Origin of the sequence: Paenibacillus sp. FSL P4-0176, from assembly GCF_037975265.1 — a bacterium.
GTDB classification, from domain to species: Bacteria; Bacillota; Bacilli; order Paenibacillales; family Paenibacillaceae; genus Paenibacillus; species Paenibacillus amylolyticus.
This window is the reverse complement of record NZ_CP150242.1, coordinates 2,502,355-2,515,193: the sequence shown is the minus strand read 5'-3', so window position 1 is coordinate 2,515,193 and position 12,839 is coordinate 2,502,355. Positions and strand designations below refer to the sequence as shown.

General features: G+C 46.1%; 9 protein-coding genes. 3 read left to right on the top strand and 6 right to left on the bottom strand.

Annotated elements, in window-relative coordinates:
* Positions 1 to 85: 85 nt before the first annotated feature.
* Positions 86 to 559 (bottom strand): RbsD/FucU domain-containing protein, encoded by a 474-nt coding sequence (locus MKY95_RS11640; RefSeq protein ID WP_036609525.1) that lies wholly within the window; start codon positions 557 to 559, stop codon positions 86 to 88.
* Positions 560 to 790: 231 nt separating this feature from the next.
* On the opposite strand from MKY95_RS11640, the gene MKY95_RS11635 reads away from it, so the two are divergent.
* Both MKY95_RS11635 and MKY95_RS11630 read left to right on the top strand, forming a co-directional pair.
* The gene (locus MKY95_RS11635) at positions 791 to 1,237 is read left to right on the top strand and encodes a MarR family transcriptional regulator (RefSeq protein WP_235200756.1); all 447 of its coding nucleotides are present in this window, start codon (positions 791 to 793) and stop codon (positions 1,235 to 1,237) included.
* Between the two features lie 30 nt (positions 1,238 to 1,267).
* Positions 1,268 to 2,611, top strand: coding sequence for an MFS transporter (locus MKY95_RS11630; RefSeq protein WP_339198832.1), 1,344 nt, complete (start codon positions 1,268 to 1,270; stop codon positions 2,609 to 2,611).
* A 160-nt stretch (positions 2,612 to 2,771) separates the two neighbouring features.
* Here MKY95_RS11630 and MKY95_RS11625 read toward each other — a convergent pair whose 3' ends face one another.
* The 4 genes from MKY95_RS11625 to yicI all read right to left on the bottom strand — a co-directional run bounded on the left by MKY95_RS11625 (position 2,772) and on the right by yicI (position 10,531).
* Positions 2,772 to 4,073 (bottom strand): MFS transporter, encoded by a 1,302-nt coding sequence (locus tag MKY95_RS11625; protein ID WP_339198829.1) that lies wholly within the window; start codon positions 4,071 to 4,073, stop codon positions 2,772 to 2,774.
* Between the two features lie 82 nt (positions 4,074 to 4,155).
* Complete coding sequence (locus MKY95_RS11620; RefSeq protein ID WP_339198826.1) at positions 4,156 to 7,107, bottom strand: glycoside hydrolase family 3 C-terminal domain-containing protein; 2,952 nt, start codon at positions 7,105 to 7,107, stop codon at positions 4,156 to 4,158.
* A gap of 19 nt (positions 7,108 to 7,126) precedes the next feature.
* On the bottom strand, positions 7,127 to 8,137 hold the full coding sequence (locus MKY95_RS11615) for an aminoglycoside phosphotransferase family protein (RefSeq protein WP_339198823.1): 1,011 nt from the start codon (positions 8,135 to 8,137) through the stop codon (positions 7,127 to 7,129).
* Positions 8,138 to 8,212: 75 nt separating this feature from the next.
* Complete coding sequence (yicI, locus tag MKY95_RS11610) at positions 8,213 to 10,531, bottom strand: alpha-xylosidase (RefSeq protein ID WP_339198820.1); 2,319 nt, start codon at positions 10,529 to 10,531, stop codon at positions 8,213 to 8,215.
* Between the two features lie 172 nt (positions 10,532 to 10,703).
* Between yicI and MKY95_RS11605 the strand changes: the two genes are divergently transcribed.
* A complete protein-coding gene (locus tag MKY95_RS11605; protein WP_339198817.1) occupies positions 10,704 to 11,624 on the top strand; it encodes an AraC family transcriptional regulator in 921 nt (306 codons plus the stop codon).
* A 175-nt stretch (positions 11,625 to 11,799) separates the two neighbouring features.
* Here the strand turns inward: MKY95_RS11605 and MKY95_RS11600 are convergent, their stop codons facing one another.
* The gene (locus MKY95_RS11600) at positions 11,800 to 12,720 is read right to left on the bottom strand and encodes a hypothetical protein (protein WP_036609539.1); all 921 of its coding nucleotides are present in this window, start codon (positions 12,718 to 12,720) and stop codon (positions 11,800 to 11,802) included.
* Between the last annotated feature and the right edge of the window lie 119 nt (positions 12,721 to 12,839).

The window sequence follows — 12,839 nt, the reverse complement described above, 5'->3', positions numbered from 1 at the left end:
ATTCTGCACGTTTTGTTATATTTACTTCGTATTGGTAAAAATAAAAAGGCGACCAAAGCATCCACTGCTCCGTCGCCGTAATTATTCAGTTCGATTCAGCATTCTGCTGTTCCTGACCAGGATCAGCATCGGGGAAAATGACACCTTTCTTCAAAATCAGATTGGCGTATTGCGCTCGCTCACCAGTTGCAACAATCACATAGGCATTCGAAGCCCGTTTATAAAAATCAAATCGTTCTTCATGATCAAAAGCATCCGTAATGCCTTCGTATTCTTCAATCAACCGGCGGTAGTCTTCCCATATGATCGGGATCACCTGATCCCCTTTCACAACCTGCATGACAGCAGCGGGACGCTCAGCATAGGTATCCAGTGGATATAATTGCAGGATGGCATCCAACAGTTCAACAACTCCCAGTGCATCACAACGTACCAGTCGCTTGGCATGACTGGCTGCGGGGAAATTGCCATCCGCCAGAACCAACTCGTCTCCATGACCCATTTCGGACATGATTTTGAGTAACTCTGGAGGTATTATTGCGGGTATATTCTTTAGCATACACAGATCTCCTTGTTCATCTCCAACATCAGTTAGAGCAGATTGGTTTTCTCCATTCTTCAAGCACGCTAGATATCGATTCTATAAGAGCGGTTTCATCACTATTCTAACAGTATTTCTGGATGATTGCACAGCGCACACGTACGTTCGATATGAGAATATTTCATTTTGACAAAAATACTTGTTTGACATATAGTTGTTGTAACAACTAATTAATTGGGACATTTTATTATGGAAGCGAGGTCTAGCAATCACATGGACTATACACTGGAACAATCTGTTGGATTCATGCTGGGTTTCACACACCGTAAAGCAGTAGCTTTACTTGCGACGCGATTCAAACCTTATGATATTACGACAGAGCAATTTTCTGTTCTCTTTAATGTTGACCGCGGTGAAGGTGTGAATCAGAAGGAACTCGCTGCACGTGTCTTCAAAGACCAACCCACCACTGCGCGGATTATTGATCTGCTTGAGAAAAAAGGCTGGGTAGAACGCCGGACCAGCGAACAGGATCGCAGAGCCTATCTGTTATATCTCACCACGGAAGGCAAAGCGTTAATTGATATCCTCGTTCCGATTGAAAGAGAAATGAATAAAGAACTTGCTGAAGGTATATCCGAAGACCAGATGGAAGCATTTAAACATACTCTTTCCCTCATTAACCGCAACTTGTAATGAATCACAACTCAGGGGGAATACATCATCATGAAAGAACAATCTACACAACAAGTTAGACTATGGACCACCGATTTTATACTGCTGATGCTGTGCAACTTCTTGTTGTTCTTGCAACTTCACATGATTGTCTCTCCGCTTCCGTCCTACGTTCAGGAGCGATTTCACGCCAATGCATTTGAAGTAAGTTTATTCACCTGTCTGTTTGCACTAAGTGCCATAGCAGCCCGTCTCTATTCCGCGAAAGCACTGGAGAAGGGTCTTCGTAACGCCATGATTTATATAGGCCTGTCCGTAGCCCTGCTGGCAACGCTCGGCTATTATTTTGCTGCCGGTATAGCTGTGCTCTTGTTGCTCAGAATGTTGTTTGGTATCGGGTTTGGTATGAGCAGTACCGCTTTTCCAACGATGGCCTCGGACATTGTGCCCGTCAAACGAATGGGTGAAGGTATGGGTTACTTTGGTCTATCAACTAGCCTGGCTATGTCTATGGGGCCAATCATTGGGGTTACTCTGCTCCAGGGTGCAGGTTTTGTAACCCTGATGTTATGTACTGCGGGTGTGCTCGCTGTGATCTATCCACTGAGTTATTCGCTGACACGCAAAAAAGCAGTCAGAACCGATAACAGTACAACCATCATGCCACAAGCCACAACAAGTGCTTCAGGGTCCAACCCAAAACAGAAGACACCTTTCAACCGCAAGCTGATTCTGCCCAGTGTGCTGAATTGCCTATTATCCATCACCTATGGCGGGCTTGTCGGATTCATCGTTTTGTATGGTAAGGAAGCCAATCTGGCCAATCCTGCGCTGTTCTTTTTGTTCAATGCACTCGCCGTGTTATTGGTTAGACCATTTGCAGGACGGATCTATGACAATAAAGGGCCAAAAGCACTGCTCATTCCAGGGGCAATATTCGTTGCTGTCGGCCTCATTCTGCTCTCGTATGCAACCTCCATGTCCCTCCTGTTCATTGCTGCCTTTATCTACGGAGTCGGTTATGGTTCCATGCAGTCGTCTCTGCAGACCTGGATGATTCAAGTTGTATCTCCTACTCAACGGGGTATGGCTAATGGTATGTTTTTAAACTCGCTGGATCTGGGTATTGCGACCGGTGCCCTTCTTCTTGGCGCCATTGCGGCGATAACCAGTTATACCGATATGTATCGATATTCCGTGATGTTTATGATTCTGTTCTTGCTTATATATCTGATTCAGGGAAAACGAAGCGGCAGCTTCTCCATTGAACCTCATGCTCTGCTCGCTCATACTCATATTACTGCAACGGAATCACCTCAAGATCAATCCAAGAATTCAGAATCTGGAGCCGGCAACACCAAAACTAGCCAGTCGAATAAAAGTAAACACGAATGATTGGTTAAAGTCATTCTGCTCATAGAAACGAGAAACGCGTTTAAACCGAGAAAGCAAACTCATCCGCTTTCTTAGGCGTAAACGCGTTTTTTATTGAAACAGATCTGAATGTTAAACTTAAGACAGCATCGAAATGAACGCAGCATACAGCACCGTCTATCTAAAATGGACTTTTCTTGCGACCTATGGGAGTATACCTCCTACTCGTCTCGATCACATCCATAGATGTTTCATCCTGTTTCTGCTTGCTTCCCGATGTAGGTTGATCTCCCTTGTCCGGTTTAACTGCAAATAAGGTGAGCAATCCGCCCACTGCGCCAGACGCAGCGAGCACACCAAAAAGCAGGAAATGATGAGAACCGATCAACAAAGAAACGACAGGTGGACCGAGAGATACCCCAATGAATCGCATGCTGCTGAACAGAGCCGTGATTGTGCCCCGCTGTTTTTTGTCCACGCCTTCTGTAATTAAGGCATCCAGACATGGTAACGTTGCACCTATTCCGGCACTCCCCAATGTAAAAAGACCTACTACAACATAGATATTATCGAATAAACCTATAACGCCAAGGGATACCGTCAGAAGCGCAAGTCCTGCGAAGCCAAGCCATTTCATTCGTGTTTTGTTCTTCCCAATCCACTTCCCTGCCAGGAAAGAAGAAAGACATAACGCTGCCAGCGGAATCGCAAGGACAAGTCCTTTAAGTACACCTTTCAGGGCAAATTCGCTCTCCAGCGTCTCGGATAGATAATATAACACACCAAAGATGACAAACATGCAAATACCGCCGATTGCAAACAACGCATACAACCAGCGTCCCTTTTCTTTTAATACGTCACGAATGGATGCTACAAATTCAGGAAAGGTGGGAGGCTTTTCTTTTTTCCGGGGAGTCTTCACCAGGAAAATAACAAGGACCAGCGAAAGCACACAAAGGATAGGAATAGCCATGAATGGCGCATACCACAACCAGACTGCCAGCGCTGCACCCAGAATCGGACTTATGACTTTACCAAACGTATTCGAGGTCTCAATGATACCCAGACTTTTGCTTACTTCATTCTCATCATTAAACATGTCCCCAACCAACGGGATAACAATAGGAAATGCCCCAGCAGCACCTATTCCCTGCAATAACCTGCCACCCAGAATGGTCCAATAGGCTATGTTTCCGTTCAGCATCCATGCTGCCACACCAGCGACAGCACCTCCGACGGCTGCAATAACGAGGCTGGGAATGATAACTGCTTTTCTGCCAAAACGATCCGACAAGTACCCTGCAAGAGGAATAAGCAGGATGGCAACTACAGCGTAGACTGTAATGAGCATACTGACCTTAAATGCAGATACCTTCAACTCACGTTCAATCTGTGGCAGGATCGGTATTAGCATGGAGTTACCCAAGGTCATAATTAAAGGGATGGAAGCAAGTGCGACGAGGTCCCACTTTTTATCGTTCATACCACAACCACCTTTACAGATTCTACACACAACAGCATTATTGTGCTTGTTTCGGAGGTTGATTATTCAGGACATGCTACAACTACAACAATCTAAAGTGCCGTAACGCTGCTCCACCTTTGAAAATAATATATAGCTCATTCACCTTATGTGGCGCCTCAAGCGAACACTGGACCGTTGTCCACTTAATATCTTTCCCATTCACACTGCCTCCAGGTCCGGAAACTTCACACACACCGAGCAGTTCGCCCTCCAGTCCTCCGGAACGAATCTCCAGTCTGCCTTCTTCCCCGAAAGTTGCGACTCTAGCTTCAAATCCATGCAGTTCCTGAACAGCATTATGGTTAAATGATATCCAGGACGACTGACCCTTTCGATATAAAGGTTCCTCCGGAGTGATTGTCCGAACTGCCGAACGTCCTTCCAGACATTCATCCAGTAGAACACCTGCACAAGCATCGTAATTCTCCGCAAAGGTAAGCAAGTGCAGCGGACGATCCGGAATCGTCTCACCTTCAATTTCAATATCAGCCGACTGACGTATATCTGTGGAAGAACGCCCTGCCAGGATGGCCCAAGTCGCGCTCTCCACGCAGTATCGATCTCGGGTAACATCCCATAACGCCAGCTTCTGAACAGGGACTTCGAAACTTATCGTAACACACGTCCCTGCTTTGACATGAACACGACGGAAAGCAAGCAGTTGCTTCTGAGCGCGTTTCACACGCGAGGTATGTGAATATCCATAAATCTGAACGACTTCATCACTGTTACGTTCACCCTTATTGTGTACCTCCACCTCAATCTTCAATTGATCTGTGGTGGCGGCTTCCGCCGAAGCACTTCGACTTACACGAATCGCTTTGTATTCGAATTCCGAATACGTCAGGCCATGACCAAATGCATATTGAACCGGTCCTTCATAATACATATAAGTCATGCCATTCTGAATGATGTCATAATCCATCATGTCAGGAAGCTGTGATTCGTCTTCATACCATGTCATGTTTAATCTGCCTGCAGGGGCATAATGACCTAACAGCACATCTGCAAGCGCGTTCCCCAATTCCTGACCTGCATGTGTCATATAAACGATTGAGCGGGCAATACCTTTCAACTCCTGCAAGGCAAATGGATAACTGCCCATAATGACAACCACTGTATTGGAATTAGCTTCACATACGGCTTTGACAAGCTCGACCTGACTCGGCGGAAGCAGTAGACTTGGGCGGTCAATTTCTTCTTTGCCGTTGATATATGGGCTGTTGCCAACAACAACGATAGATGCCTGACTGCTACGTGCGGCTTCTACGGCATGTTGTATTCCGCTGGTCACAATATCAATATTGAATGCAGAAGGTATCTGTGTATTGCCTGGTGACTGACTTGCGTGTCCAGAGTCACCAATATCATTCGGATTTGTACCAGTAGCTGTAGTTTGTTCTCCTTGTGGCCGGAGTGGTGATACAGCAGATTGTCCCTGATATTCGCTCAGTCCAACAGGAATACCGTTCCATGTCCGCAAGGTGTTACTTCCATCCGTTAGAGGATCTATTCGAACAACTTCCTTCACAAACCAGCCACCAATCTCCGGTGCGTTTGCCTGATAGATGCCTTGCTCGGTTAAGCTAACGTATCGATTATTGTTCACACTTCTCAGCGTATGACTTCCCCAACCCCAATTCTGATGTACAAATTCGACGGCTGTAGGTGCACTGACTTCCGGTACAGCGACGAGTGTACCTTCCGCACCCAAGGTTATAACCTGACCGTCTATTGTCTTCAGCTGAATACGGTCATTCCCATCGACATAGGTCACGTCTGCTTCAGGTAGCCGATTACGCAGTCCATCGAGGACGGATACACGATAAGGCAATGTGCCACTGTACCAATCGGTATAGACAACATCCGCAAGTGGCCCAATCACACTGATTTTCTGCAACGCTTCTGCCTGCAAGGGAAGTAATCCATCATTTTGGAGCAAAACAATCGATTCGGCAGCGGCACGATAACTAAGTTTGGCATGTTCCGGTGCACATAATACCGACTCGGGAATAGACGCATATGGATTGAGCCCGGACTGATCGAGTTGTCCAAGTCGCATTCGCACACCAAAGATGTTGCGGATCGCTCTGTCCAAATCAGCTATTTCCAACAGATTCCGGTCAAGAGCCTCCTCCAGAGCAGATACAACAAGATCAACTTCATCTGTAAGACAATCCACTCCTGCCTTCAACGCACCTGCTGCTGATTCGGCATGACTGGTATGATAACCATGATAATTCACCGTCTGTGACAGGTCTCCACCATCACATACAATGAAACCTGGCATCGCCCACTCACCCTTAACCACATCATTCACATATGGACTTTCAATGGCAGGTGTACCATTGATGGAATTGTAAGCTGTCATCATGGACAAGGCTCCACCTTCCACAAATGGTGTCTCAAATGCTTTTAAATAATATTCCCGCAGATTGCGCGGATCAATGCTGGATGAACAATTCAGCCGATCTTTCTCATTATTATTGGCAAAAAAGTGTTTCAATGTCGCGACCATTTTCAGATAAAAAGGGTCATTTCCCTGCATACCTTTGACGAGAGCTGCCGACATTTCTCCCGTGAGGACCGGGTCCTCGCCATATCCCTCTTCCGTTCTACCCCAGCGTGGGTCACGTTCCAGATCAACCGTTGGTGCCCACAAAGTTAGCCCGTGAACTTCAGGATTACGGTGATGGTATGCCCTCGCTTCATCGCCAATGACTGAACCAATCTCCCGCATGAGCCTTGTATTCCAGGTACTTGATAGACCGAGCGGTTGCGGAAATACCGTTGCCTCCCCTTTCCATGCAACCCCGTGAGCAGCTTCGCCCCCAACGTTGTAGGCTGGAATGCCCAGTCTTGGTACAGCTGCTTCGCGTGTAGGAATTAGTCTGATCTTCTCCTCCGTTGTCAATCGTGCAATCAGGTCATCCAACCTTTCCTCAAGTGAAAGTGACGCATCCCACATCGGGTATTGATGATACTCCTTCATCCTTCATTCCCCCTGCGAATTAGTTAAGTCCAAGTTGCTTCCATTGCTCCAGTAAATCCAGCGTGCGCTGGTGATACTTCTGACCATCTTCAGGTTGATTGACCTGATGTTCATGAACGTAGGCATTAAAATACGAAGACAGTATTCGATAGGCAAGCCTGCGTGCCTGTCCTTCAGTGGATGAATCCAGTGGACGATTATATCCTTCATGAAAAGCCGCCGATTCTGACGACAATATGGCTTCAAACTCCCTGTCGGCAAACATGGAACGATCTCCGTCAATGATGGCCGCAATGTTCAGCTCACCATTCTCCTCATGAACAAGTACATTTGCTTCCCACAGGTCATTATGAACGAGTACCGGACGGATCACTTGATCAAATAAGTCTTTATTTTTCATGAATATAGCTGCGATCTCTTCTCCCACACCTGACATATAATTGGCTTGTGCCGCTTTAAGTGCCGTTTCTTCTGCAAAAGAGTGCAACACCTCGGACCATTGATCCGATCCTTTAATCGTCCCATCCCCCTGCGGCCACCCAAACGATGCCCCCTCGATCTGATGCATGATGGCGGTATAGGCGCCAAGCTGATGGTACAATCGCTCTTTGTTTATATCTGAAATCGATGCGTGATCCAGCTGCTTACTCGGGATAAACTCCATAAACATGTACGTTCTTGGAATGATCGATCCGCTGTCATCACAGGCGATAATGTTTGGAGCAGGAATGCCTGCCTTACGGTAATATTCATACACAATCGGTTCAGCCGCCATCATCGTACGTTCAAACGAAAATAGGGGATCACTCGCAGAACCAGCCGCCATCTCTCCCCGCTCTGGAGCCAAACGTAAAATCACATCCGTATAGGATGTATGTTCAAGTTGAATCCGATAGGTTGTATTAAAAAGTCCACCTTGCAGGAGACCAAACTCCTTCACTTTGGTATCGCTTCCAAAATTAACTTCTACCAGATGATGCAGCATCTCTGCTGATATCGTGCAATGCAAACCGGAATTCATTGTACTCATTTCATTCAATCTCCTATCATCGTAGACAAACAGACGGCACCTTTCGGCACCGTCCTTTTCTTTTACTATATCATTTTACAGTTGGATTGTAAGCGCGCTTGCGCCTGTTGCTGCTGTAACAACAACACCATTTGCACCAGACACTTGGGAACCACCTTCAACGCTGGATACACTTTCAATACCCCGAAGCACGATGTTCCATGGTTTGCCTGCACCTTCAGCACGAACATCCAGCACTGATCCCTTACGTGTAACGTTAACTGTCAGCTCCTGTTCAGCCGCTTGGTTCACAACGACAGCTTGAGCCGTTTGACCATCAGCCAGTTCGAACAAGTGCAGGGACACATCATTTGCAAAGTCGTAATCCGGTTTACTATCCACCGCACCCACAGCGATCAGACTGTTTGGCTTAATCATCATTGGCAGTGTTTTGAAGTCATGGTTTTCACTGATCCAGCGTCCACCTTGTACTTTCGCTCCTGTCAGATAGTTCGTCCAAGTTCCTTCAGGCAGGTAGTAGCGCACATCGCCTTCCTTATTGAAGATTGGAGCAACCAGAATTGAATCACCGAACATGTATTGCGTATCCAGGCTGTATGTTGTTGGGTCCTCTGGGAAGTCCAGCAGCATAGCGCGCATCATCGGAATACCTTTTACAGTCGACTCCACCGCAGAATTGTACAGGTACGGCATCAGGCTGATTTTGAGTTTGGTAAAGTCACGAACAACGTCCACGGATTCCTCGTCAAACAGCCAAGGCACACGATACGAAGTGCTTCCGTGCAGGCGACTGTGTGAAGATAACAGTCCGAATTGTACCCAACGTTTGTAGACATCAGGGCTCGCTGTGCTTTCAAAACCACTGATATCATGGCTCCAGAATCCGAAACCGGAAAGCCCCAGTGAGAGGCCACCACGAAGTGATTCAGCCATGGATTCATACGTGGAAGAACAGTCACCGCCCCAGTGAACCGGGAACTGTTGACCACCTGCTGTTGCAGAGCGTGCAAACAGGGCAGCTTCGTTTTTGCCAATCTTCTCTTCAAGCAATTCAAATACAGCTTTGTTATAGAGCTGTGTATAATAGTTGTGCATTTTTACGGGATCAGAACCATCGAAGTACACGACATCTGTCGGAATTCTTTCGCCGAAGTCGGTCTTGAAGGAATCTACACCTTGATCCAGCAGGACTTCCAGCTTGCTCTTATACCAGTTCACAGCATCCGGATTTGTGAAATCAACCAGAGCCATACCTGCTTGCCACATATCCCATTGCCATACGCTGCCATCCGCTGTTTTCACCAGATAACCGTTCTCCATACCTTCATCGAACAAGTATGATTTTTCTGCAATATATGGATTGATCCAAGCACAGATTTTAAGACCCTTTTCTTTCAGACGTGCAAGCATGCCTTCCGGATCCGGGAACATCGCTTCATCCCATACAAAATCAGACCATTGGTATTCCTTCATCCAGAAGCAGTCAAAATGGAATACAGACAGCGGAAGATCACGTTCAGCCATGCCATCTACGAAATGATTAACCGTTGCTTCATCATAATCCGTTGTGAATGATGTTGTCAGCCACAGACCAAAAGTCCATGCCGGTGGAAGCGCTGGTTTACCTGTTAATTTCGTATAATTATCAAGTACATCCTTTGGATTGTCACCGCCGATAATGAAGTACTCCAACGTCTCGCCTTCTACGCTGAACTGAACTTTAGATACATTCTCGGATGCAATCTCATACGATACGCGTTCAGGATGGTTTACAAATACGCCATATCCCTTATTGGACAGGTAGAACGGAATGTTTTTATAGGACTGCTCACTGCTTGTACCGCCGTCCTCATTCCAGGTATCGACGATTTGACCATTCTTAACAAACGGTGTGAAGCGCTCACCTAGTCCGTAAACGTATTCACCAATACCGAGATCAAGCTGCTCGCGGAAGTACGCTTCCTTGCTTGGACCTGTAATATAACCAGCTGCTCTTTGACCGCTACCTGTAATGCGTTTTCCTCCATATAGGAAGCTAACGTCCCAACCGTTTGTTTTGTCGATTTGAACTTCCAGGTTGCCGCTTTTCAAAACTGCGCCTTGTTCATTTTTTGAGATCTCAACGTTAGCTTCTTGTGTGTTAAGCTCAAATACAGGCCCTTTTTTCACTCCGCCTTTATGATGATTCAAGGTTACACGAATAACGTTAGGCATTGGTGAGCTGTACATTGCTTTCAGCAATGTACCGTTCAACGTGTCGCCTTTGCTGCGAATATATTTAGTTGCCGCATATACGGTCAAAGAATTATCTTTTTGCACAATATCACGAATGTCAGTCGGGTTTTGAATCTGGTACCCTTCACGAGTCATCCAGAATCCATCAGTAAATTTCATGTTTTCTTTCCCCCTTTGGTTATATTATAATAATATTGATATTAATAACGAATTTCTTCTCTTATTTTGACCAAATATATCACGATTTTGATAATAAACATCCGATTCTTGAACATCATCACCAATCTATGGAAACGATTACATTAATAATGATACAAAAGGAGAATCTGATATGGAACGTGAACGATTACGGGAAGACCGGATTCACGGCAATGCCATGTATCCCGTCAGTGTGTACCCGGATATTCAACAACTGAACGGGGATAGCATTCTCGATTGCCACTGGCATGATGAGATGGAGTTCACCATGGTGACCCAGGGCTGCGCCGTCTTTCAGATCGATATGAACACTGTTGAGGTCCAAGCTGGAGAAGCGATTTTCATCAATAGAGGCGAGATTCATGCGGGGTATCTGAAGGGCGATGTGCCCTGCGTATTCTCTTCCATTGTATTTAATCCCGAACTGCTTGGCAGCCGTACCTTCGATACGGTCCAAGAGAAATTCATCGGTCCACTGGTACGCAAAACGGTGATTCCCCCCAGCCATATCAAGGCAGATGAGGATTGGGGACAAGAAATCTTGGATCACCTGAAACGCATATTTGCGGACCATGCTACCCGAACCGAAACGTGTGAAATGTCAACAAAAGCGTACCTGTACCTCATATTTGCCCGAATGTTCGAACATATGAGACCTGCTCCGCTCAAAGGCACCGTAGCTACAGGGAGTCATGACAAGGTAGAGCGCCTGAAATCCGTGCTCGGGTACATCCACAAACGTTATCCTGAACCATTAAAGCTGAAAGAACTGGCCGATGAAGCCAATATGAGCGAAGGACACTTCTGCCGTTTCTTCAAACAGATGGTGCAGAAAACCCCGGTTGATTACATTAACTATTACCGCGTTCAACAGGCCTGCGTTCAGCTTGAGAATACGGATCACAAAATTGTTGATATCGCCATGGATGTGGGTTTCGAGCATCTAAGCTACTTCATCACTACATTTAAAAAGCATAAAGCCACTACACCTTCACAGTATCGCAAAATGTTCTATGAGAACGTAGGAATGGAGTCTGCCCTGGTTCAGGTGTAAAAGGGTGTAAAAGAAGAAGGTGCTCACAGCATTCAGCTGCAAACACCTTCTTTATCTACTTTATCAACTTTCCTGGGAACGAGTGAGGTAACGATCTGATCTGAGCCACATTGTCTCAGTTAGAACTCATCTCATTGGCTGCTATCAGCCTAACGCTTTGAAGCTTAACAGTGTCTTACTTTTTCAGCGTCTTCCATGAAGTGTACTCATGTACGGAGAAACCGTCAAAGGACGCATATACTGAAGCCATTTTTTCGACCAACTTTAATTGTGCTTCCATATAAGCAGATCCCTCTTCATAAAAAGTAATGAAGTCACCTTCCTTGCTTTGCTTTGTTTCCACGGCGATTGAGATCGTCTTGCCAAGCAGAGCTGCTTCCGCAAGTTCATCCTTCGCTACACTATAGATTGCAGCAGCTGTATCGCGGTAAGCCATAATGGTGATGGAATCAAACTTGCGAATCATCCAACTGCTTACGGCCATCGTTGAACCCGGAATTTTGTAGTTATCCAGCCAGAAAGGCAGATCAGCCGCAACCGGCATCTTCATCCGTGATGCTCGCTCAACAATGTACTCCACATTGCCTTGCCACTGCGTAATTACACTGGCCTGATTGATTTTCCATTGCGGGTGCACATGTGGTTCAATATCCAGATGAATACCAGCAAATTTCTCATTGGACAACGCCTGCGCCTGATATGCCTCGATCCAGTCCAGGAAAGATGCAATCTGCTCCCGACTTTCCGTCAGCCCCCAGGCTGATCTTCCATCCATGACGTCAACCGCAATGTTCTTGGCTCTCGCCTGGCGGATAAAACTTTTATACTCAGGAATCTTTATATCCCGGTTCATCTGCAGATAGATCGTATTGATCTTGTTCGCTGTAGCGTAATTTAACACCTCTTGAGGATTACTTCGGATCTGGGTGGTATCCCACACCCAAGTCGCTCTCACTGGCACATCAAGTTTTCCATGAATCGTTGCATAACTGTCAACTGAACCATCCGCTATGGCTTTGGAAGAACAGGCTGTACTCGCACACAGGATCAAACAACTCAGTAATACGATAAAACGGTAACCCCTTTTGCTTTTCATATTTGTACACTCCCTCTGAAGTTATCAGCTCTGACGTGCAAATCTGGATGAAATTGTGTCGTTTCATATTCATTTAATGGATACTTATTAGGTACGACGAATTTGGATTGCTTTTATAT

What these genes read in the sequence shown, in the direction of transcription:
- MKY95_RS11600 (WP_036609539.1), bottom strand. Translation starts at nt 12,720, where the DNA reads ATGAAAAGCAAAAGGGGTTACCGTTTTATCGTATTACTGAGTTGTTTG.
- MKY95_RS11625 (WP_339198829.1), bottom strand. Translation starts at nt 4,073, where the DNA reads ATGAACGATAAAAAGTGGGACCTCGTCGCACTTGCTTCCATCCCTTTA.
- yicI (WP_339198820.1), bottom strand. Translation starts at nt 10,531, where the DNA reads ATGAAATTTACTGATGGATTCTGGATGACTCGTGAAGGGTACCAGATT.
- MKY95_RS11630 (WP_339198832.1), top strand. Translation starts at nt 1,268, where the DNA reads ATGAAAGAACAATCTACACAACAAGTTAGACTATGGACCACCGATTTT.
- MKY95_RS11605 (WP_339198817.1), top strand. Translation starts at nt 10,704, where the DNA reads ATGGAACGTGAACGATTACGGGAAGACCGGATTCACGGCAATGCCATG.
- MKY95_RS11635 (WP_235200756.1), top strand. Translation starts at nt 791, where the DNA reads ATGGAAGCGAGGTCTAGCAATCACATGGACTATACACTGGAACAATCT.
- MKY95_RS11620 (WP_339198826.1), bottom strand. Translation starts at nt 7,107, where the DNA reads ATGAAGGAGTATCATCAATACCCGATGTGGGATGCGTCACTTTCACTT.
- MKY95_RS11640 (WP_036609525.1), bottom strand. Translation starts at nt 559, where the DNA reads ATGCTAAAGAATATACCCGCAATAATACCTCCAGAGTTACTCAAAATC.
- MKY95_RS11615 (WP_339198823.1), bottom strand. Translation starts at nt 8,137, where the DNA reads ATGAGTACAATGAATTCCGGTTTGCATTGCACGATATCAGCAGAGATG.